The organism is Chitinophaga sp. CF118 (genome assembly GCF_900112615.1).
GTDB lineage: Bacteria > Bacteroidota > Bacteroidia > Chitinophagales > Chitinophagaceae > Chitinophaga.
On the sequence record NZ_FOMK01000001.1, the window covers coordinates 649791 to 672141 of the forward strand.

The window sequence follows — 22351 nt, forward strand, 5'->3', positions numbered from 1 at the left end:
GTTATATATGTTTACTGGCTAAAAAGCCGCAAGTTCGGTGTTTAACCTTACTTTAAAAATTCAATTTAAATTTCCCTGCTACTTCCTGCAGATCTTTCACCACTGCTTCCAGCAGAGGAATACCCGACTCTCTTCTCTCTTTTTCCATTTCCCGCTCCGGATCGCCCGGGATCAATACCTGTTCTCCAGCTACCGGAGTAGCTTTGCGGAAACGGCTGATCCAGTTGTCCATATGCGATTTAAATTCATCTGCCGGCCGGAAGGCATCGATACGCATAGCTCCCAGGAAATGTCCCAGCCCCTGCCCTACCGGATCCGGTGCCAGTGGTAAAAAACTAACGAATGGAGGTGCCCAGGGTCCGTAATTGGCTCCTGAAAGAACAGCCGAGAAAATATCAACAATCGCCCCCAGGCAATATCCCTTATGACTTCCATGATCACGGTCGCCGCCAAGTGGCAACAATGCACCGCCATCTTTCAGTTCATGCGGGTTGGTGCTGGAATGCCCTTCTTTATCCTGAATCCAGCCGGTAGGAGCTTCCTCATGCTTACGCTGCAGGATTTCCAGCTTTCCATTGGCGGCTGTGGTGGTGGCAAAGTCAGCCACAAAGGGAGGTTGTTCTTTAGCAGGTATGGCTACCGCAATAGGATTGGTGCCCAGCATTCGCTCGGTAGCAAAAGTAGGAGCTACCAAAGGGCTTGCATTGGTCATAGCCATCCCTATCATATCCTTTTCAAGGGCCATCATTGCATGCTGGCCCGCAATACCGAAGTGATTGGAATTTCTAACGCTTACCCAGCCGGTGCCCACCGCAGTGGCCTTCTGAATGGCGACGGCCATAGCAAAAGGGGCTACTACCAGCCCAAGGCCGCTGTCGCCGTCTACTGTTGCCGTACCGGGTGTTTCATGTACAATACGGATATTGGGTTTTGCATTGATCCGGCCGGCTTCCCATAAGCGCACGTAGCCGGTTAACCGGGCCACACCATGCGAATCAATGCCACGCAGGTCGGCCGATAGTAAAACTTCACTGGCTGTATCTGCATGTTCCGGCGAACAGCCCATACGTAAAAAAACTTCTCTGGTAAATTCCCGTAAATGTTGGTAGGAAACTATATGACTCATGATCAGATTAAACTCAAGATTCCGCTAAATGGATGTCCATTCATCACTATTTATGCCTGTGCTGTAGGGCCGCCAAAGTTCATAGGCAGGCTAACAGGCTCCTGGTCCTGAATAGCACCATGTACAGATTCATATTTTTTAATATTATCCACCATGGCTCTCATGAAGCGTTTAGCATGCTGAGGAGTCAGGATAATCCGGGACTTCACCTTCGCCTTGGGTAAGCCGGGCATCACATTCACAAAATCCACTACAAACTCTGCATTGGAGTGCGTAATGATAGCCAGATTTGCATATATACCTTCTGCAATTTCTTCGCTCAGTTCTATATTAAGCTGGTTTTGTTCTTCTTCCTGATTTTCCATATTATTTTGCTTTTGCGGTACAAATGTAAAAAAGAGACCTCAATATGAAAGGTCTCTTTTTACAAGTACAATATTATATGTGGTTTAATTTATGGGGCATCCCACCATACCCTGCGTAAGAGGGTGGTATTTTTGGGTGTATTTTTATTATAGCGGACTTCGCTGCTGGGATAAAATATGGTGCGGGGCAACGCACCACCCAATGCATTATTAGCAGGTGCTGTTAATACGGGATAACCCGTTCTGCGCCAATCAGTCCATACTTCCTCTTCTAAGAATAATGCAATATACTTTTGCACTATTATATCCTGTAAAGTAATGTTAAGCGCGGTTTTGGCTACAGAGGCCAGGTAAGTAGTACTATTAACTGTACGCACCAGGTTAGCTCTGACGCCTTCATTATAAGCAGCAGCGGCCGTCGTTTTATCATTATTCCTGAATGCAACTTCTGCTTCTATAAACTTCAGTTCATCATATGACATAAAATATACGGGGGAACTTTCTGCGCCATATAAAGTACCTAACAATGTACTATCGGATGGATCATAATAAACGCCGTACCTGGGATCACCACTATTAAACAAAAGATCATTCAGGTATCCGTCAAATGTAATATCACCTCGTTGATTGTTAAACTGAAACCAGGGAGCTTGTGTAGTAACTGCACTACTTCCTACAAACTTTATAAATGCCGCTTCCCCATCGGCAAATCCGTCAGCAATCTGTGCCTGTGCTTTTGCCAGTGCTGTATTATCCACCTTTATCAGGTGCAGATAAAATTTAGCTTTCAGTGAATGTGCAAACTTTATCCACAGGCTGAGATCGCCGTTAAATAAAAGGTCGTCCGAACTGCTTGGCTGGAAAGGACTACCATCATCTGTTTCCAATGCTGTAATGGCCTGGTCCAGTAAACTCTGCAATGTATCGTAAATCTGTTTCTGGCTATTATATATTGGCTGGGTATTGTTTAAACCCTGGAATGCTTCAGTATAGGGAACATCCCCCCAATAGTCTGTCACAACTCCCAAATCGTTTGCCATCAGAATCTTACCTAATGCCGCATAATGGAATTGCTCCTTCATGTTTGCAATTTTTATCAGCGTATCTATATTGGTCATGATAGCCCCATAAAAACCCGCATACCACATATTATCAACATCGTCGGCCGTTAATACATAGCTGTTATAACTGGCAGGCTGATTGGCGGCACCTGTGACCTGTTGCATAAAAATGGATGCATAACGGGATGCATCCCCGCCCCAGGTGTAAGCACTTTGCAGCAGAACCCCTGGTAATATGGAAGAAGGAGTGGGATTCTTTAACTGAGAAGGATCTTCATTAATTCCGGAATAAAAATATGCTTTCTTACAACCCTGTGCCGTTAGCAGCAGGATCAATACCGGTAATATATATTTTATAGTACGTAACATGATCTTACTTTTTAACGGTTTAGAATTTAAACTTCAGGTTCAAACCATAACTGGATGTACCGGGCATATTAAAATAATCGATCCCCTGTGCGTTAGTAGCGCCGGTAAGACTGGTTTCAGGATCTATCCCCTTGTAAGGACTCCATATTAATATATTCCGGGCAAATGCACTGGCTGAAATTGTTTTGATAAATTTTCCATTGCCGGATTTAGCCAGATTAAAATCATAGGAAAGGCTTACTTCCCGAAGTTTTATATAAGAACCGTCATCTATAAATGTTTCTGTCTGGGCTCCAAAGCCGCCACCATTTCCCTGGTACCATGCCTGATCCAAAGCTACAGCTGTAGTATTATTTCCGCCTACTCCGGGTTTCTCTGCAGCGGCATCATTGTGTACGATTTCCCCTGCAGTGTTTAAATGCCCCAATACACCAGGAAAAACAGTAGTACTACCACGATCCAATGTATAAGCAGAGGTACCGATTGCCATTAAAGAACCACGGGTACCATTCCAGATATCACCCTTATGTTTCCAGTCAAGTAATGTATAAAGCGAAAATCCTTTATAACTGAAAGTATTACCAAATCCAAGCAGGAATTTGGGATTGGGATCTCCTATCTGTGATTGTTCAGGGGAAACAACCGGGTAACCAAAATCTCCGCTTTGATCGCTGATCACAATACGTCCCTGGCTATCCCTTAACCATGCATAACCATAGATAATACCTGCAGGCTTGTTGGGCAAATGCGAGATAGTGGTACCTGTAAACCCATTCACCGTGATCTGGTTAATACCTGGTGCCAGCTTCAGTACCTTGCTCCTGTTCATGCTGTAATTCACAATCATGTCCCAGGTAAAGGTTTTGCCAACGATTGGTTTTGCGGTGAGCGATATTTCCAGTCCCTTATTCCTGATGGAACCCGCATTAAGGGTTACATACTGGAACCCGGTAGATCCCGCTATGGGAGAGCGTACCAGCAGGTCTGTACCTGTTGAATAATAATATGTTGCATCTATTCCCAGTCTGTTCTGCAGGAATTGTAATTGTAAACCAGCTTCATAAGAAACTGTTTTTTCCGGTTTCAGGTCGGGATTACCTAATACGTTATTTAGAGTGAAAGCCCCTTTGCCGCTGTAAGGGAAACTAATCCCGGTAGTAAATCCATCAGGATAAGTAGTAGGTGTAAAGAAAGAACGGATATTGAAAGGACCAGGATCTTTACCTACCTGTGCAGCAGACAAACGGATTTTACCCATATTTAACACATTCCCACCTTTTAAGCCTTCCAGCTCAGTAAATACAAAACCCAGGCTGGCAGATGGATAAAAGAAATGATTACTATGTTTGGGCAAAGTAGATGACCAGTCATTACGTCCTGTTATTTCCAGGAACAGCATAGACATGTAATCCAGGTTAATATCAAAATATCCGGATACTCTTCTGTAGGGAGTAACGAAATTATACGATTTCTGCGCGGTTGCATTACTGATATTATCGTAACCGGGAGAAGTAAGTCCATCGCCCTGTACATACAATTCATCCAGCTTACGGGAGTAATAGTTGTTACCCACTTTAGCATCCAGCCGGAAATCTTTGGATAACTGTTTGGTATAAGTAAGTATCAGATCTGAGTTCACACTTTTAAATGTGTACCTGTCGTCAAACACCCTTCCGCCGGTGTATGCACTTGACTGTATTTCGTAGTACTGGTGGCGGTTATCACTGTATATGTCCGTACCTAAACGATAGGTTAGGGAAAAGTCATGAATGATATCCCAGTCCAGCTGCACATTACCGATAAAACGATTCACAGCTGTAGTGTAAGGATTGTTATTAATAGTCCAGTAAGGATTATCATAAATACCGTTTCGGTAAGACCGTTGTAATCCGTTTGAGAACAGATAAGTTCTGGGATCATCTGCCTTTAATCCCCCATTGGAATTATCAAAAGAAATAGGTGTTCTGGTCAGGCCCAGCATAATACCCGAAAGGTTACTACCATTCTGAGGCATATTACCTCCGGATGTACTAAAATTGACATTGTTGGACACCCTCACCTTTTCAGAGACTTTCAGCTGCCCGGCAAAAGCCACTGAGGTACGTTGCAGACTTTGAAGAGGAACAATGGAATTCTGATAAAGATGAGAAGCAGACATTCGATAGGTCGCTACATCTGTTCCTCCTGTAAAAGAAACAGAATTATTATAGGTTGCCCCCGTTCTCCAGAAATCTTTTGTATTATCATACGGTTTGAAAGGTATTTTGGCTGATGGGTCTGAATTATCAACTAAATCTCCATGTACATCATATTCATTTGGTACACCTGTCCAGGATAGGGTACTTCCTTTGGGCCCCCAGGAATAACGATTGGTAGAGCTAAACGGCAGAAGCTCACCATCTATACCTTTAACGTATACCTTTTGTATTTTAGGCAGCCGGTTCACTACATCAAAAGAAACACCGGTGCTGAATTCTACCTGGATCCTGCCGGCTTTTCCTTTTTTGGTAGTAATAATAATGGCGCCGTTAGCAGCATCAATACCATAAAGAGCAGCAGCAGCAGGCCCCTTCAATACAGAAATACTTTCTATATCATCCGGATTTAAATCTGCTCCACGGTTTGAATTGGTTGCTCCCTGTAACAAATTATTTGTACCATCTGAAGGGTCGCCGGAATAATTTTGCGAGTTATCTACAGGTATACCATCAATAACAAATAGTGGTTGGTTATTACCTGTCAGGGAATTAGTACCTCTTAGTTTAATGTAGGTAGCAGCCCCTGGTGTTCCTCCGGAACCAGTAACCTGTAATCCAGCCACTTTTCCGGATAATGCTCTCAACGCATCACCCTGGCTGGCTCTTGTGAGGTCATCTCCTTTTACATCCTGCACGGAATAACCCAGTGCCTTTTTTTCACGCCGGATGCCCAACCCTGTTACAATCACTTCCCGCAGATTGGTATTGTCCTGCGCAAGTGCCACATTAATAACGGTATTTTCTCCCACAAGAATCTCCCTGGGGGAAAAACCTACACTTCTGACCTGCAAAATGGTATTAGCACCATCTACCTGTAACCGGAAATCTCCACTCTGGCTGGCGGTGGTACCCCGGGTAGTTCCTTTGATCTGTATAGTAGCATAAGGTACAGGTAAGCCATCACTGCTGGTTACCTTACCTGTAATTTCACGTTGTTGCGCTGAAATATTAATAGTGAAACAAAGGATTGAGAATAGAGTAAGTATTTGTTTAATCATAACGGTTCTGAAATTTATGCTGATGATAAATTGCACTTAGTGGATAGTAAAGTAAAGCCGGTTAGATTGATCTATTTCCCCATTTTAGATTAAAGACGGTTCCAATTGAGTTTGATTCCTTATGAGATTTATTAACTTAAACAACAGTTTGATTGATCTATTTTCCCAAGTTTAGATTAAGACGGTTCTAGTTGAGTTTGATTCTTTATGAGATTTATAAACTTAAACAACAGTTTGATTGACCTATTTTCCCAAGTTTAGATTAAGACGATTTCAATTGAGTTTGATCTCTTATGAGATTTATTAAATTAAACAACTATTATATGCTAAGGGTTCTGATATTCTAAATATATATATTCGGAGAACGTAGAACAATATCAGGTTTAAATTTTCTTACATAAATTTAACATATTTATTTATTGTATCCAAAACGCAAAAAAGGCTCCGGCGAATGCCGGAGCCTTTGACAATTATGATCCTGTTCAGTTCTTTTAGGGTTTATCCCAGAATAATTTGGTTGTCACTTTATCGCCGCCAATGGCGGTAGCCGCAATTTCATATTGTGTTTTGTTCAGGTTCTGCTCGCTAACAGGATAGGTCAGCCTAACAGGAATATTATCGTATGTGATATCTGCAGGAGGAGTGAAGATTGGATAATCCAGTCTTCTCCATTCCAGCCACGCCTCATATCCCCTGTTATATAATCCAATATATTTCTGCAAACCTATTTTTTGCTGCCAGGTACCCGCAAGCAATGTATAATTTACAGTTGGCTGTGCGATGTAAGTAGCTGCCTGAGCAGCAGTTCCACCCCAATAAAGAATAGAGGCAGTGATAGCTTTATCATAATGTTCCTGTGCAGTACCGGTTACACTAAATCCGCCACGTGCAGCAGCTTCTGCCAGTAAAAATTCTACTTCCTGATAATCCATCAGTAATGCTTCAAAATCAGGAGCAGTTACTTTAGCACTTACATGTGAGAATGAAGCGAATACATTACCCGCACCATATACCCCACCTTTATAAGTAGTATCTGGTGCTAAAGTGAAGTAGAAAGGACGTCTTGGATCATTTGTAGCATTCATCGGATCTACCAATGTACTTGCTATTACATAATCTTTACGTTTGCTGTTTACAAGATCAACCCAGATAGGATTTGTATTAGGTTGAGAAGTTTTGTATTGTATTCTTGCATTATCTGTGTTAGATGTAAAAACATTAGTTGCAGCATCATTCACCACTTCTACTGCTTTTGCATTGTCGATATCAGCAATGATCAATCCCATTTTCAGTCTTACTGAATTAGCAAATTTGATCCAGGATGCCACATCTCCATTGTATATGATATCAGCAGAACCAAAACTACCCTGCGAAACATCCAGTTTTGCAACGTCTGCTTTCAAACGGTCCAACAAATCATAATACACAGTTTTCTGATCGTCAAATTTAGGATCAAGTTTAGTGTAATTCATGGTTTCTGTATAAGGTATATTACCATAACAGGTTACCAGTATGAAATTAGTAAATGCTTCTGTGATGTCGATAATAGCCAGCTTATTCTGCTTAACGATTTTATCTGCAGGTAACAGAGCAGAATCTGCGTTGATCAGCAATTTGCCGGCAGAAAGATCCTTTAATACGTCTCTGTATAATGCCTGCCAGAAGGCCTGTGGAATATTACGTGTTCCAAGGTCATAACGGCTCTCAGAAATATAAGTAACCTGTGCCTGTTGCTGTGCCAGCAACCTGAATACATTGAGGTTTACATTATTGGAAGCCAGGTTATCAAAAATGTTTTTTTCTGCTGAAGAGAACAACATTTCACCCGGCACCACTGCTGCCTTTTTAGGATCTGTGTTCAGGCTGGTCAGATCTCCACAGGAGGTAGCCAGCACAAGCACTGATATATATGCGAATATCTTTTTCATGTTAAATGTTTTCTTTACTGATAATTAGAACCTGAGTCTTACGTTAAAACCAAAAGTGCGGTAAGTAGGATATACACCACTCTGATAACCCTGGATATTACCTGCACTCAGATTTTCTTCCGGATCAGCAAACGGTACGTTCTTATGAATAATCCAAAGGTTGCGACCCAGGAGACTCAAATCAATTCCTTTAAACCCTTTAATATGGCTCATAAGGCTAACTGGTAAAGAATAGGTAAGAGATACCTCACGTAATTTTACAAAGCTGGCATCATAAACAAATTCTTTGGCAGGGAAACCGTTATTACCTAAACCACGTGTACCACTCACACGTACTCTTTGTGTATTTGCTTTTCCATCAGGTGTCACACCATTGAAAATGATACCACCTCCATCTTCTACTGCATCTCTGATGGATTTACCGTTGTCATTCAGTCTTACACTACCTTCATAGATACCTGTTCCTTGTCCATAGTACTGGTCAAGAGAAAATACATCACCACCATGTTTCATATCTATAAGGAAAGCCAGTGAGAGGTCTTTATATCTCAATGTATTGGTAATACCTCCGATCCAGTCAGGAGTATAGTTACCAATTACATTATTGGCAGAACCCGTTTTCTGATAGTAACCAGGTGTTGCACCAGTTGCATCATCAATCACTTTATTACCTTTTGCATCATAGATATAATCTGTACCACGGATTACACCATATGCATTGTTCATAGCATGACCAACTGTTATACCACCTTGTAATGTAGTAGTGCTGAGCTGGATGAAATCCACTCCCGGAGGCAGATCTAATACCTTGCTCTTATTGGTAGACCAGTTTGCACCTACTACCCATGAGAAATCACGTGTTTTTACAGGTGTTACATTCAGGCTTACTTCTACCCCTTTATTGCTGATAGTACCACCGTTTATATATATCTGATCATAACCGGTAGCTCTTGAAACTGGTAAACGCAGAATCTGGTCAACACTTTTTGAAGTATAATAAGTAACATCAAAGCTCACGCGATTCTGGAATAATGCCACTTCCACACCTGTTTCAAAACTTTTGGTTTGTTCAGGTTTCAGGTTAGGATTTGCTTTTGTAGCAGGAACAGAGAAGATAGGCACACTACCAAAACCAGTTGGCTTGTCATATGCATCTATCAATGCTTGTGCAGGTGCACTGTTACCTACTTGTGCATAGTTCACACGTAATTTACCATAACTCAACCATGGTGCTTTCACTACTTCAGAGAAAACAAAGCCAAGGGATGCTGATGGATAATAGTATACATTATTTCCGTCTGGCAAAGTAGAAGCCTTATCACGACGACCAGTCAGATCAAGGAATAACATTTTCTTGTACCCTAATCCAACACTTGCAAACACGCCATTCACCTGCATTGTACTATCGGCTTCAATAGGTGCTTCGATCGGATTTACAGTGTTAGTCAGAGAATACAAATTAGGGACTACAAGTCCGCCATTTGTTTGTGCACGTACATATTTAACCTGGGTGTTTCTGATGTTACCACCTACGAGTCCTGTAAATTTGAAATTGTTATTGATTTCTTTGTCAATATTCAGTAACAGGTCGTAGTTATACTCACCAAATGTGCCATCGTATCTTGAATAAGAAGAGGTATTCTTACTACCAATTGCATTTCTTTCTTCCTGTGACTGTGTGTAAGTATCCATACTTACTCTTCCCAATAAATTCAGCCAGGTATTTATTTTGTAGTTCAGTGCTACGTTGCCGAAATAGCGGATACGGCTATCTCTTTCGTAGTTCTGATTCCGCATAAAATACATGTTATCAGAATAGATAGGCACAGGGTTATTTGGATCCTGGAGGTTCCAGCTTTTATTCTGTTTAGTCCTTTCGTAATCTTCTTCCTGTTGTTTCAGATCCACATTCATCTGCCACCACTGGCGGAATTGCTGCATAGGATTGTATTCGTCATATCCGGTACCATAACGGCCTTTGCCATCTACCTTAGACATGTTGACAGCAGCACTGGCCGTAAGTTTGTTTGTTAAGTTATAAGATGCGCCAAAGTTCAGCATGTCTTTAATCAGCTTGGCATTAGGCAGCATACCACTCTCAGTTGTTTTGGTATAACCAAGTTTGAAATAACCCTGGTCATTACCACCATCAATAGCTACACTATTATTGGTGGCTACTGTATTCTTGAAAAGGTAAGCAGGACCATTTTCAGCAGCTACCCATGGACTTGCCTTTTTATATTGCGGAGAAGTTGGATCAAAAGAGCGGTAATTATACACCATCAGATTTGGATCAAACTTTGCACCGAAAGAAGCATCTTCTGACATAGGTACTACTAAGTCTTTTGTACCATCACCGTTGATATCCCTGTACAGGAAATGACCATCCGGAGATTCATAAGTATTATCATCCACATCATAATAACCTGCTCCATATTGCTTCTGATACTTAGGGAAAGTACTCTTATCCATTGTACCAAGTGTAGCGCCGATATTGATGGTTACGCCTAATCCTTTTCTGCCTTTTTTAGTTGTGATCATAATCACACCATTTGCAGCACGTGATCCGTATAACGCAGCAGCAGCAGCACCTTTCAGTACGCTTACAGACTGGATATCATCCGGATTAATATCTGCAGCAGCATTACCATAGTCAAAACCACCGCGGCCAGTCCCCTGGTCTGTTGTATTGGTAGTTGAGTTATCGATAGGTACTCCATCAACAACAAACATTGCCTGGTTAGAATTCTGGAAAGATTTGTTACCGCGTAGTACAATGTTGGTAGATCCACCCATAGTACTGTTTCTGCGTACTTCCAGACCAGCTACTTTACCGGATAAAGAATTTACAACGTTGGCATCGCGGGTTCTGTTCAGCTCTTCTGCATTCACAGTTTGTGCGGAGTAAGCCAGTTCATTCTTTTTTCTGGTTATACCCAGCGCGGTTACTACTACTTCCTGAAGATTTTTATCTTCTTCTTTCAATTTAATGTTGATAGCACTGCTACTTCCAACAGTAATTTCCTGAGTAGCATAACCTACACTTCTAATTGTGATAACAGGATTACTTCCTGTTACAACTAATTTGAAACTTCCTTCCTGATCTGCTGTTGTCCCTGTTGTTGTCCCTTTAAGTTGGATTGTTGCAAAGGGTAAAGGAGTTCCGTCTGGACTGGAAACCTTACCCGTAATCTGGCGTTGTTGAGCATACGCCAAGGTTACGCACACCATAAGCATGGTGAAAAAGAGTAACGCTCTTTTCATAAAACGATTTAGATTTAATTGACAATAAAAAATTTAAATGAGAGTTCCTTTTGCTGCAATAGCCAACCAACAGCCATCACAGCAAAAGTCTCATAAGCTTAAACCACAGTTTTTATACTAATAAATTTGTTGAAAAAAAAACCATCCCGGGTGAAGGCGGCAAGAACCTGGATGGTGTTTGGCTCAGAACACAACTCATTTTCTCCTGCAAGATGCATAGAACAGAACCGCTGTAAAAAGGTTGACAAAAGATTAATCACAGCTGAGCAGGAAAAAGAGATGTTCGCCTCTCTCATATTACGATTTAGATTTATTACGATTTAGATTTTGGTTGTGGAGCACAATTTAGATATTTTTTTTCCTCACTACCAAGAAAATTTTAACTTTTTTTAAACAAACAATAAACTCTTAATATGTAATAATATTATTCACAATATTATAAATAGGAAAAAAGTGTTCTTTTCTTAACATTAGTTGTCCATTGTATCTCTAAAGCAACTGCTGAAGCTGGAGGAACACCGCTCCCTTACTGCTTCCGGCTACTTCATCCCACCCATTTCCAATAGATGATACATCTTGATAAGTTACCTTCTGAAAACGCACCCACAGCGACATACGAGGCATGATACGCCATCTTACACGTAACTGATACTGATCCCCTTTTCCATATAATTGTGACAACACGTACTCATACAACATACCTGTTGCAGCAACATACATTCGTGTTTCGGTTCCGCCTGTCATGAATTTTGTATACCGTCCTGAAATCATCAGAGGCCATCGGGTAAACTGATATCCTGCATCAGTGAATAACATAAAACCCTGCTGTTGCATAATCGTATTTTTATAACTATTCACTTCTACTCTCGTTTTTAAAATCAATCCCTCTGCCAATTGCATCGTTGTTTGACATCGCCAGCTATTTCGTTGCTCCCATACCTGCCATTTTATAAAGTCAGCAGCAGATCCTTTTTGCAGTTTGCCCGAATAGCTATAACGGATAAATGCTTCCGTGTGTTTATCAGGGATATAAGTAAGCGCCAGTAATAACTCCCTCCCATTACCGGGTGCATTCATACTATATTGTAACCAGGGGAAATTAAACACATCGGCATAAGCATTCAGTGTTAAACGGGGCGTAATCTTTAAAGAAAGGGCTGTATATAATCCGCGCTCATTGGCAGGCCTGTAATATTCTCCAAAAGCATTCGCATACATAGATTGATAGGCTCTGTTATAATTGCGGTACAACAAACTTAGATCTGCATTTTTTGCTACACTTATCAGCACACCATGCACCATACCTGTTTTGTGATTATCACTGATAGCCACTTCTCCGAAGAAATGCATATTCTTCCATGTAACTGCATAGTCCAGACTAACATTTATCAGTTGTGTACCTCCAAATGTAAACAGATTATAAGGAGCAGCCTCTTTTCGCAGTGGAACGGAAAAATGATGCCTGATGATATTGATTCCTGCATGCCAGTTTTGTTTTACAAGAGAGAGATTGCCACCTGTGGTAAACTGTTGCAGTACATTCATTTTTTCCTGTTCTGTATATGATCTGTGATACCCACTGCTACCCAGTGATGTGATATATTGTGATGTCAGCAATGTGTCCGTACTGCTGATACTTCCATCCGGCCGCCGCAATGAAATAAATCCTGTCCCCTCCCAATATCCCTGGCGGAGTGTAATGCCAGCCCCTCTGTAAAAATAAAATTCTCCCGCAGATGCATAAGGCCGTAATAACTCACCCTCCCGTTTTATCTGCATTACAGCAGGGCCTTTTCCTAAAGCCAGTGATTGCCAGTTGATCAGTCCCTGCCCCATATTTACCGTAAAATCACCCAGTGCCAATGCTTTGATATGTTTATAATTTTTCACAAACAGGTGTGCACTGTAAAAATCAAAACCGTTACGCTGTGCACCACGGAAAAATTGTTCTCCTGCATCTTTCTCCATTACAATACCCCAACTCATATAACGGGGAAAGTTATACCGGTAACGTAATAATAATTTATCCGGACTCCCCCTGTAATGTGCAGCCGTACTGTCTGTTGGCAAGTATCCCCTGCTTTTTTCCAGATCACGGCTGTAACGCAATAAAAGTGCATGTTCACCACCATGTGCATAGTCCTTTAAGCGATAGTGTGGCACCAAATCATCTCCTACCCGCACATAGGGTAATATGCTCCTTATCACAGCAGTGTCAAAACCGGGTATGGCCTGTAACTCATAAATGCTTAACAACTTGCCCAGCAACTGCCGGTACAGCAGAAAATTATGAATCTGCAAAGGTGTTAACAATCCCAGCGATTGCAGGGCTGCTGCATCTGCCGTGTTTAAAGAAATCCGGTTGTGCAGATAATTATTCAACAATTGCGGTTGCGCATCATCTTCAGGTATAACAGCTGCCTGATTTTCCAACTGATTTTCTGCTCCTGCATTCAATACAGGCTCTGACTGTTGTGCGTGTATCCATTGACAACAGCATAATAACAATACGATTATGCTGCCTTCTTTTTTAAATGCCATATGATGGATGTAGTGGGTGTAAATCCCAGTTGAGGATGATGGGTAGCTGATAAAAAGATTCGCATGCTACCGAGTGTAAAACTTGCGGCAGCGCTACTGAACTGCGGATCGGGAGATAATCCCAGTTGAAGCGATAACTGCGGAATAATACGATACTCGCACATTATTGAGGTTGCAGGTGTGGCATCATCCTGCTGGATCACAGCAGCACTGATCAGGAAAGCGTCTGACACTTCATATCCCAGTCCTGCAGTATAAATAACGGGCATTGGTTCATTGCCCAACTTTCCCGCAACAGGATTGAATGCATGCAATCCTGCATGTAACTGCGGCGTAATATGCAGCAGGCATCCCAGTTCAAAAGTAACGGCATCAGCCCTGCCATACTGTCGGATTGCTTTTGAGAAATAATCCACCTGCATTCCTATGCTTAATTTGTTACCCAGCTTTCTGCCATAGGCAACGCCCATTTGTTGCTGATGGTAAGCGCTGTAACCAGCCTGCTGTAAAGTGAATGCAAATGTGCCCGGCGGTACGGGCAGAGCCAGCGTAACAGTATGCATACTGAGCGCTTTTAACATAAACCTGCGCTCTGTGCTTACACCGGCAGATAATACAGGAATATAAGCCAGTGCGGCCTGGTTCTGCATAGCAGTAAATACCTGTTGGAAATGGCGGCTGTAAGTGCCGGGATATAGTTGCTTTTCTGTAGAAAGCAAAACAGGCTGCGCGCACGAGAGTAAAGTGCACATTGTGCAAACAATGGAAACAAACATCTTTTTCAAAATGAACCGGGTATTGATTAACAAACAAAAAAAACTCCTCACATGAAGTGAGGAGCAATATTAATAAATTATTTTTATTTTATTAAAAAAGTCCGTGCAACTGGGAATCTATCCGGTTAATAATTTCTCCCAGATCCTCTTCATTATCGGGAAATTTATTTTTATCAATATCGATAATCAGGAGCGGTCCTTCAGTGTATTTCTCTATCCAGTTATTATAATATTCGTTCAGCCTTTTCAGGTAATCCAGGCGGATATTTTCTTCATATTCGCGACCTCTTTTCTGGATCTGCGCTACTAAAGTAGGCACGGATGCACGCAGATAGATCAGCAGGTCCGGTGGTTTTACCATCGACTTCAATGTTTCAAAAAAGTTGAAGTAATTATCGAAGTCTCTTTTGGTCATCAGCCCCATTTCATAGAGGTTGGGCGCAAAGATATGTGCATCCTCATAGATGGTCCTGTCCTGTATAACGATATCATTTCCATTCTGGATCTCCAGTAATTGTTTTAACCGGCCATGAAGGAAATATACCTGCAGGTTAAACGACCAGCGGGGCATATCTTCGTAAAAATCATTCAGATAAGGATTGTGCTCTACATCTTCAAACTGGGGAGACCATTTGTAATGCTTTGATAACAGTTCAGTAAGAGTGGTTTTGCCCGCACCAATATTACCGGCTATTGCGATATGTTTAATCTTATTTTGTTTTGCCATGACATTATCAGGGTCGTTAATCATTCGTTTCGGACTGGTCGGTTGTGGTATAGTTCTAAATTACAATCCCATAATTTACATAAATTATTTGATTATCAATCCAAAAAAACTTGTTCCGACTAATACAATGAACAATTAATAATAGTTAATTCCGATGAGTTTTCTCGCTTCCAGCAAAGTCTGTGCCGCACTTTCTCTTGCCTTCTCTGCCCCAACCTTCATGATACGGTTCAGGTAGGCCTGATCCTGTTGTAAATCAAGCGCTTTCTCCCGGATAGGGGCTATAAAACGCACCATATCTTCACCCAATTGTTTTTTCATTTCACCAAAACGGAGACCCTGACTATTATATTGATCCTCAAAATATTTAATCACATCCGGTGCTGATACCTGCTGCATTAACAGGAATAAATTCTGTACGGATTCGGGCATGGGAGCACCTTCAGGAACGACACCGCTATCTGATTTTGCCTTTTTTATTTTTTCGAGTATGAGATCATCACTGTCAGAGAGATACAGTGTAGCCATCTGATTTTCGCTTTTACTCATCTTACCATTGCCATCCAGACTTGGTATTTTTACCAGATCATCTCCAAAATTAAAGGGTACTGGTTCCGGGAATAACTGACCATAATGGTTGTTAAAACGCTGTGCGTAGTTGCGGGCCATTTCCAGGTGTTGTTCCTGATCTTTACCAACAGGTACCTTTACACCACGGTGAACCAGAATATCGGCACTCATCAGCACCGGGTAGGTAAGCAGTCCTGCGTTTACATTTTCCGGCTGCAGGCGTACTTTATCTTTAAAGGTGGGCACTCTTTCCAGCTCACCTTTGTATGCCAGCATATTCAATAACAGGTATAATTCTGCAATTTCAGGCACATCGCTCTGCACATACAGGGCAACCTTCTCAGGATCTAATCCTGAGGCTATATTTTCTGCCAGTACGCGGAACACGTTGGCTCTAAGGTCTTTCGGATCTGGATGTGTAGTCAGCGAATGCCAGTCAGCTACAAAAAAATAACAGTTAAAAGTTTCCTGCATCTTAATGTAGTTGCGGATAGCGCCAAAATAATTGCCTAAGTGTAAATAACCGGTAGAGCGAATACCGCTTACCACTATCTCTTTTGATGTAGCCATAATGGGGTGCAAATTAAGAAATTCCTGATAGTCCAAATACGTTCCTTCACTTTAGACTTTGGACTATTTAAGCTAACTTTAACGCCAGCCATAATAAATATTAACTATATTTTATTACCTTTTCATCTAATTTGAATTATGGAAGTGAATGAGATGCTGGTACAGCAACTGGCAGACCTGGCAAGACTGGAATTCAGCAAACAGGAAACCACAGAGATTAAAGGAGATCTCCAACGGATGATCACCTTTGTGGAGAAACTGAATGAGCTGGATACAACTAATGTGAAACCATTATTACATATGACAGCAGACGGAAATGTACTCCGTGAAGATAAAGTAGTGCCTTCCATAACCCGGGAAGAAGGATTACAGAATGCCCCTGCTGCCAATGACCAATATTTCAAAGTACCTAAAGTTATTAAGAAGTAATCCCGTAATCTATCAATCTTATGCACCCACAGGCTGTCATCCATTTGGAAGCAATCCGTAAAAGTTATTTTATTGGCAAAAATGAATTGCCCGTTCTTAAAGGTATCAACATAGACATTTTAAAAAATGAATATGTTGCTCTGATGGGACCCTCCGGTTCCGGCAAGTCTACTCTCATGAATATGCTGGGTTGCCTGGATACGCCAACCAGCGGCAGATACATTCTGAGTGGCCACGATGTGAGCCAGATGAAAGATGATGAACTGGCAAGGGTGCGTAATAAAGAGATTGGATTTGTGTTTCAGCAGTTTAACCTCATGCCGCGCCTGAGTGCCCTGGAAAATGTAGCCGTTCCCCTGATTTATGCAGGGATCAGCAAAAGAGAAAGGGAAGATAAAGCCCGGGCCATGCTGGAAAAAGTGGGACTGGGAGAACGGTATAAACACAAACCAAATGAGCTTTCCGGTGGACAATGCCAGCGTGTGGCCATTGCCCGGGCCCTGGTTAACGATCCCTCACTGATCCTGGCCGACGAGCCTACCGGTAACCTTGATACCAAAACGTCTGTAGAGATCATGGAGATTTTTGGCAAGATCCATGCTTCCGGCAATACCGTTGTACTGGTTACACACGAAGAAGATATTGCCGACCACGCCCGCCGCGTTATCCGCTTGCGAGATGGGCTTATAGAGTCGGACAAACTGAATACACATGCTGTATTGGTATAAAGCACATTCCCATGTCGTTTAAGATTTACACCAAAACAGGAGATAAAGGTAAAACCTCCCTGATCGGCGGTACTAAAGTATCCAAAAGTCACCTGCGTATAGAATCTTATGGTACTATAGACGAATTAAACTCCTATATAGGGCTTGTAAGTGATTACCTTACAGATAATACTGCCATTGCTTTTCTACGGGAAATACAGGACCGCCTGTTCACTATAGGCTCATCCCTGGCATGTGATCCTGAGCGGGAAACAAAAATGCGTATCCCGGATCTTCAGGCGGCTGATGTCAGCTTACTGGAAAACAGTATTGACAAGATGAATGAAGTACTGCCAGAAATGAAGTCGTTCCTGCTGCCGGGTGGTCATGTGGCAGTATCCACCTGCCATATTGCCCGCTGTGTATGCCGCCGTGCAGAACGTCTTTGTGTAGCATTACAGGAACAGGATCAGTTTATAGACCCTCTTGTATTACAATATATGAACCGGCTGAGCGACTATCTTTTTGTGCTGGCCCGTTGGATAGGTCATCAACTGAAAGTGGCTGAAATCCCCTGGAAACCACGTATTAGCTGATAATTTTCGCCGTCAGCTCCTCAGAAATAATTTTCCCATCCCTCATTACCAGCTGCCTGTCACTTAAAGGCGCCAGCTCTTCATTATGGGTTACTATGACAAAGGTCTGCTGAAATTTATCTCTCAGTTCAATAAACAGATGATGCAACTCCCGGGCATTCTTGGAGTCCAGGTTGCCGGTAGGTTCATCTGCCATAACAATGTCGGGATTATTGATCAAAGCCCTGGCCACGGCCACACGCTGCTGTTCGCCGCCGGAAAGCTGGTTGGGTTTATGATCGATCCTGTCTGCCAAACCGAGTGTTTTCAGCAAAAAAGTTGCCCTTTCCCTGACAGCCGATTTTTTAGTACCAGCAATAAAACCGGGGATACAAACATTTTCCAGGGCGGAAAACTCAGGTAAAAGGTGGTGAAACTGGAAAATAAACCCCATATGCCGGTTCCTGAAATCAGCCAGTGCATTCCCTTTTAAGGTTCCCAGGTTTACACCTCCAAGCCATACTTCGCCCGATGATGGCGTATCCAGTGTACCCAGGATATGTAATAAAGTACTCTTTCCGGCACCGGAAGAACCTACTATTGTAACGATTTCTCCTTTACCCACTGTAATATCAACGCCCTTAAGGACGTGTAAATTGGAATAATTTTTGGTAAGATTGCGTGCGGTTAGCATACTCAAAGAAAAGTAATTAACCTTTAAAATAGTAAAAGTTGTTTATTTCAAATTAAATAATACTTTTGCGGAAATTTCAGAAAGTAAAAATTTCGATAACATGTACTGGACATTAGAATTAGCTTCATACCTGGAGGACGCTCCTTGGCCAGCTACGAAGGACGAATTAATAGATTACGCCATCCGTTCCGGTGCACCGATTGAAGTGATTGAGAACTTACAGGAGCTGGAGGATGAAGGGGAAATTTATGAGGGAATAGAAGATATTTGGTCTGATTATCCGTCGCAGGACGACTTCTTCTTTAATGAAGATGAGTATTAGATTAGACTATTTTCCATTGTAGCCTCAGCAATTTGCCTATGCTTAAAAAACTTAGCCGCTCCTTTTTAATTAAAGGAACGGCTTTTTTTGTGGTATATACGAAGAAGATACCGGAACTCATGATGGGGATTCCCGATAGTGAGTCTATAGGCTGAACATACGTTGAACATACATTGGACAATCTTAGAGCACATAAACGTGTTCAAAGATTGTCCAATGTATGTTCAATGTATGTTCCAGGTGTGACGCAACTACGAACTCACTATTAATTTACTATCAACTCTTCCCGGACTTTCTTTAATCTACGAAAATTTACCGGTCCTGGCAATAAAAAATTGGGAAATGGACCAGGGGGAATTGATATAAGAATATCCCCGATCTATTACAGGAATCTTCTCCCTGAAAATTTATTTTAACTTCCTCTTCGTTATAGAAACACTAACTCCGTTAGAGAGTCCCCTTTTCAGGAGCTCTCTAACGGAGTCAGATCCAAAATATTATTACGAACTATTTTTCCATTTGATTGATAACAGCCGCAGTAACACCGGTAGCAGAGAAACCACCATCATGGAACAGGTTCTGCATCGTTACCATCCGGGTAAGGTCGGAGAACAGTGTTACACAATAGTCAGCACACTGGTCGGCAGTAGCATTGCCCAACGGGCTCATTTGCTCTGCGTAGGTAATAAAGCCATCAAAGCCTTTAACACCACCACCTGCAGTAGTCCTGGTAGGAGACTGGGAGATTGTATTTACACGTACTTTATTCTTCATACCATAATGGTAACCAAAGCTGCGGGCAATAGATTCCAGCATAGATTTGGCATCTGCCATTTCGCTGTAATCAGGGAATACACGCTGTGCTGCAATGTAGGTAAGTGCCACTACAGATGCCCACTCATTCAATGCATCCAGCTGGTAGGCCGTTTGCAATACACGGTGCAGGGACATTGCAGAGATATCCATTGTCTTATGAGAAAAATCATAATCCAGCTCAGTATATGCCTTTCCTTTACGCATATTGATACTCATACCTACAGAATGAAGTACAAAATCAATCTTGCCGCCAAAATGCTCCATGGATTTAGTGAAAAGGTTTTTCAGATCATCCATATTAGTAACATCAGCAGGTATTACAGGTGCCTTACACTGTTCAGACAGCTTATTGATTTCTCCCATACGTAAGGCAATAGGAGCATTGGTAAGCACTATCTCTGCGCCTTCTTCAACACAATGCAATGCAATTTTCCAGGCAATAGACTTTTCATCCAACGCACCGAATATGATACCTTTCTTTCCTTTTAATAAGTTATGAGCCATTGGGTTCAATAATTAATTTTGGCAAAAATAGTTGTTATAGTTGAAAAAAAAAGATTAATTGAATAGCAGTTACTTTACCAGCTCCCGCGCATTCTCCAGCGCTGCAGCTGTTGGCTTCTCGCCACTCAGCATTTGTGCTATGTGGTTAATACGTTCTTCCTTGCTTAAGATCCTCACGTTAGTGGTTACTTTCCCATCCGTGCTGCCTTTGTAAACAAAGTAATGCGCATCTGCCTTACCTGCTATCTGTGGCTGATGCGTAATACAGATCACCTGGTGCCTTCTCGCCATTGCCTGCATAATAATGCTTACCTGCCTGGCCGCTTCTCCGGAAATCCCGGTATCTATCTCATCAAAGATCATTGTAGGCAACGCTACCGACTGTGCCACCAGTGATTTGATGCATAACATCAACCTGCTTAACTCACCACCGGATGCTACCTTGCGGATAGGCCCGAAGTTGCCACTCTTATTGGCATCAAACAGGAATTCTATAGTGTCCTGGCCGAAAGCATTAAGGTTGCCCTGGATAATTGCGGCCTTTAATTGTGCATTGGGCATCCCTATCTGTGCGAGCAAACCATTCACATCCTTTTCAAAAGGAGTGGCCACCTTTACGCGGGCTGCCGTGATCACAACAGCCTGTTTCAGGAGTGACTGATGCAGATTGTCCTGCTCTTTTTCCAGCTGAGCCAACTGTTCATCCATATTCAGAGCCCCTTCTACACTTTGGGTAAGGGTATCCCTGATCTTTAATAACTCGTCTGTAGTTTGTACGCCATGCTTCTTCAACAGCCTATAACCAGTGGAGATACGTTCATTCACGACTTCTATACGGGCCCCATCAAACTGTACCTGGTCATTAATCTGCTCAATTTCTGAGGTGATATCCTGTAATTCAAGATAAGCTGACTGGAGTCTTGCCGCAATGGCCGGGGCATCTTTATGGAAAGCAGAAAGTCCCTGTACGGAAGACTGGATCTGCCGCAGCTGCGATAAAACAGGCTGTTCATCTTCCTTCAACTGGAAATAGGCACGGCTTAAAGCATTCCGGATCTCTTCCGCATGACTTAATACCTTCAGCTCTGCATCCAGCTCCTCTATTTCATTAGGTGTAAATGCAGCTTCAATCAGTTCGTCCAGCAGGAATTTATTATAATCCAGTTCTTTATTAGCGTTATTACGCTGATCCTGAAGTTGTTTAAGCTGTTTCTGCACCTGCACATAACGCAGGTATAACTGGTGGTATTCCTGTTGTAATGTAGGCTGGTTCACCAGAGCATCCAGCACTTCCCGTTGAAAATCTGATTTTTCAAGGTCCAGTGTATCAAATTGCTGATGGAGATCTACCAGGTACTGGCTTAGCTCTCCCAGCTGGGAAAGGTTTACCGGCGTATCATTAATGAATGCACGTGATTTTCCGGCAGTACTGATTTCTCTGCGGATGATCAGTTGATCTTCCAGATCCAGCTCATGTTGCTGGAAAAAAGCAGCCACCTGTGCTTTCTTTACTTTAAACGCCCCTTCTATTACGCACTTTGCCTGTTTATCATATAATACACCCGGATCTGCGCGCTCTCCCAGTATCAGCGACAATGCCCCCAGCAGGATAGACTTACCAGCCCCGGTTTCCCCTGTAATTACATTCAGGTTGCCAGAGAAATCCACCTCCAGGTGATCGATGATAGCGTAATTCTTAATCGTTAGTTTTTGTAGCATAAGGAGTATTGGAAATACGAATATAAGACTTC

The 22351-nt window shown here is 42.2% G+C and carries 17 protein-coding genes; 4 read left to right on the forward strand and 13 right to left on the reverse strand.

What is annotated here, in order from left to right:
• Window positions 1–52 precede the first annotated feature (52 nt).
• The 10 genes from BM176_RS02490 to trpS all read right to left on the reverse strand — a co-directional run bounded on the left by BM176_RS02490 (window position 53) and on the right by trpS (window position 16553).
• Window positions 53–1126 carry an Ldh family oxidoreductase gene (locus BM176_RS02490; RefSeq protein WP_090099210.1) on the reverse strand — a complete coding sequence of 358 codons (1074 nt, stop codon included), beginning with the start codon at window positions 1124–1126 and terminating at the stop codon, window positions 53–55.
• A 50-nt stretch (window positions 1127–1176) separates the two neighbouring features.
• Window positions 1177–1491 carry a DUF3467 domain-containing protein gene (locus BM176_RS02495; protein WP_090099212.1) on the reverse strand — a complete coding sequence of 105 codons (315 nt, stop codon included), beginning with the start codon at window positions 1489–1491 and terminating at the stop codon, window positions 1177–1179.
• 89 nt (window positions 1492–1580) lie between these two features.
• On the reverse strand, window positions 1581–2921 hold the full coding sequence (locus tag BM176_RS02500) for a SusD/RagB family nutrient-binding outer membrane lipoprotein (RefSeq protein WP_090099214.1): 1341 nt from the start codon (window positions 2919–2921) through the stop codon (window positions 1581–1583).
• A 19-nt stretch (window positions 2922–2940) separates the two neighbouring features.
• Window positions 2941–6177 carry a SusC/RagA family TonB-linked outer membrane protein gene (locus tag BM176_RS02505; protein WP_090099218.1) on the reverse strand — a complete coding sequence of 1079 codons (3237 nt, stop codon included), beginning with the start codon at window positions 6175–6177 and terminating at the stop codon, window positions 2941–2943.
• Window positions 6178–6668: 491 nt separating this feature from the next.
• Window positions 6669–8105, reverse strand: coding sequence for a SusD/RagB family nutrient-binding outer membrane lipoprotein (locus tag BM176_RS02510; RefSeq protein ID WP_090099219.1), 1437 nt, complete (start codon window positions 8103–8105; stop codon window positions 6669–6671).
• Window positions 8106–8129: 24 nt separating this feature from the next.
• A complete protein-coding gene (locus tag BM176_RS02515; RefSeq protein ID WP_090099221.1) occupies window positions 8130–11369 on the reverse strand; it encodes a SusC/RagA family TonB-linked outer membrane protein in 3240 nt (1079 codons plus the stop codon).
• 489 nt (window positions 11370–11858) lie between these two features.
• Window positions 11859–13910, reverse strand: a complete 2052-nt coding sequence (locus BM176_RS02520; RefSeq protein WP_090099222.1) for a ComEA family DNA-binding protein — start codon at window positions 13908–13910, stop codon at window positions 11859–11861.
• The gene (locus tag BM176_RS02525; RefSeq protein WP_143097680.1) at window positions 13883–14662 is read right to left on the reverse strand and encodes a hypothetical protein; all 780 of its coding nucleotides are present in this window, start codon (window positions 14660–14662) and stop codon (window positions 13883–13885) included. The genes BM176_RS02520 and BM176_RS02525 overlap by 28 nt, the downstream gene beginning before the upstream one ends.
• Window positions 14663–14777: 115 nt before the next feature.
• Window positions 14778–15413, reverse strand: coding sequence for a deoxynucleoside kinase (locus BM176_RS02530; RefSeq protein ID WP_090101564.1), 636 nt, complete (start codon window positions 15411–15413; stop codon window positions 14778–14780).
• 135 nt (window positions 15414–15548) lie between these two features.
• The gene (trpS, locus tag BM176_RS02535) at window positions 15549–16553 is read right to left on the reverse strand and encodes a tryptophan--tRNA ligase (RefSeq protein WP_090099226.1); all 1005 of its coding nucleotides are present in this window, start codon (window positions 16551–16553) and stop codon (window positions 15549–15551) included.
• Window positions 16554–16691: 138 nt separating this feature from the next.
• Here trpS and gatC point away from each other — a divergent pair, with 138 nt between their 5' ends.
• Genes gatC through BM176_RS02550 form a run of 3 tightly spaced genes read left to right on the forward strand, consistent with a single transcriptional unit; the run spans window position 16692 to window position 18285 of the window.
• Window positions 16692–16982: an Asp-tRNA(Asn)/Glu-tRNA(Gln) amidotransferase subunit GatC gene (gene gatC, locus BM176_RS02540; protein WP_090099227.1), complete on the forward strand. Its 291-nt coding sequence runs from the start codon at window positions 16692–16694 to the stop codon at window positions 16980–16982.
• Between the two features lie 20 nt (window positions 16983–17002).
• Window positions 17003–17710: an ABC transporter ATP-binding protein gene (locus BM176_RS02545; protein WP_090099229.1), complete on the forward strand. Its 708-nt coding sequence runs from the start codon at window positions 17003–17005 to the stop codon at window positions 17708–17710.
• 11 nt (window positions 17711–17721) lie between these two features.
• Window positions 17722–18285, forward strand: a complete 564-nt coding sequence (locus BM176_RS02550; RefSeq protein WP_090099231.1) for a cob(I)yrinic acid a,c-diamide adenosyltransferase — start codon at window positions 17722–17724, stop codon at window positions 18283–18285.
• On the opposite strand, the gene BM176_RS02555 is transcribed toward BM176_RS02550, so the two are convergent.
• Window positions 18278–18958, reverse strand: coding sequence for an ABC transporter ATP-binding protein (locus tag BM176_RS02555; RefSeq protein ID WP_090099233.1), 681 nt, complete (start codon window positions 18956–18958; stop codon window positions 18278–18280). The two genes, BM176_RS02550 and BM176_RS02555, sit on opposite strands and share 8 nt — an antisense overlap.
• 100 nt (window positions 18959–19058) lie before the next feature.
• On the opposite strand from BM176_RS02555, the gene BM176_RS02560 reads away from it, so the two are divergent.
• Window positions 19059–19280: a DUF2795 domain-containing protein gene (locus BM176_RS02560; protein WP_012794455.1), complete on the forward strand. Its 222-nt coding sequence runs from the start codon at window positions 19059–19061 to the stop codon at window positions 19278–19280.
• Window positions 19281–19787: 507 nt separating this feature from the next.
• Here BM176_RS02560 and BM176_RS02565 read toward each other — a convergent pair.
• Both BM176_RS02565 and recN read right to left on the reverse strand, forming a co-directional pair.
• Window positions 19788–20600: an enoyl-ACP reductase FabI gene (locus BM176_RS02565; RefSeq protein WP_090099235.1), complete on the reverse strand. Its 813-nt coding sequence runs from the start codon at window positions 20598–20600 to the stop codon at window positions 19788–19790.
• Window positions 20601–20669: 69 nt separating this feature from the next.
• A complete protein-coding gene (gene recN, locus BM176_RS02570; protein WP_090099237.1) occupies window positions 20670–22319 on the reverse strand; it encodes a DNA repair protein RecN in 1650 nt (549 codons plus the stop codon).
• Between the last annotated feature and the right edge of the window lie 32 nt (window positions 22320–22351).

What these genes read in the sequence shown, in the direction of transcription:
- recN (WP_090099237.1), bottom strand. Translation starts at nt 22,319, where the DNA reads ATGCTACAAAAACTAACGATTAAGAATTACGCTATCATCGATCACCTG.
- BM176_RS02560 (WP_012794455.1), top strand. Translation starts at nt 19,059, where the DNA reads ATGTACTGGACATTAGAATTAGCTTCATACCTGGAGGACGCTCCTTGG.
- BM176_RS02515 (WP_090099221.1), bottom strand. Translation starts at nt 11,369, where the DNA reads ATGAAAAGAGCGTTACTCTTTTTCACCATGCTTATGGTGTGCGTAACC.
- BM176_RS02495 (WP_090099212.1), bottom strand. Translation starts at nt 1,491, where the DNA reads ATGGAAAATCAGGAAGAAGAACAAAACCAGCTTAATATAGAACTGAGC.
- BM176_RS02530 (WP_090101564.1), bottom strand. Translation starts at nt 15,413, where the DNA reads ATGGCAAAACAAAATAAGATTAAACATATCGCAATAGCCGGTAATATT.
- gatC (WP_090099227.1), top strand. Translation starts at nt 16,692, where the DNA reads ATGGAAGTGAATGAGATGCTGGTACAGCAACTGGCAGACCTGGCAAGA.
- trpS (WP_090099226.1), bottom strand. Translation starts at nt 16,553, where the DNA reads ATGGCTACATCAAAAGAGATAGTGGTAAGCGGTATTCGCTCTACCGGT.
- BM176_RS02565 (WP_090099235.1), bottom strand. Translation starts at nt 20,600, where the DNA reads ATGGCTCATAACTTATTAAAAGGAAAGAAAGGTATCATATTCGGTGCG.
- BM176_RS02525 (WP_143097680.1), bottom strand. Translation starts at nt 14,662, where the DNA reads ATGTGCACTTTACTCTCGTGCGCGCAGCCTGTTTTGCTTTCTACAGAA.
- BM176_RS02545 (WP_090099229.1), top strand. Translation starts at nt 17,003, where the DNA reads ATGCACCCACAGGCTGTCATCCATTTGGAAGCAATCCGTAAAAGTTAT.
- BM176_RS02510 (WP_090099219.1), bottom strand. Translation starts at nt 8,105, where the DNA reads ATGAAAAAGATATTCGCATATATATCAGTGCTTGTGCTGGCTACCTCC.
- BM176_RS02550 (WP_090099231.1), top strand. Translation starts at nt 17,722, where the DNA reads ATGTCGTTTAAGATTTACACCAAAACAGGAGATAAAGGTAAAACCTCC.
- BM176_RS02520 (WP_090099222.1), bottom strand. Translation starts at nt 13,910, where the DNA reads ATGGCATTTAAAAAAGAAGGCAGCATAATCGTATTGTTATTATGCTGT.
- BM176_RS02555 (WP_090099233.1), bottom strand. Translation starts at nt 18,958, where the DNA reads ATGCTAACCGCACGCAATCTTACCAAAAATTATTCCAATTTACACGTC.
- BM176_RS02490 (WP_090099210.1), bottom strand. Translation starts at nt 1,126, where the DNA reads ATGAGTCATATAGTTTCCTACCAACATTTACGGGAATTTACCAGAGAA.
- BM176_RS02505 (WP_090099218.1), bottom strand. Translation starts at nt 6,177, where the DNA reads ATGATTAAACAAATACTTACTCTATTCTCAATCCTTTGTTTCACTATT.
- BM176_RS02500 (WP_090099214.1), bottom strand. Translation starts at nt 2,921, where the DNA reads ATGTTACGTACTATAAAATATATATTACCGGTATTGATCCTGCTGCTA.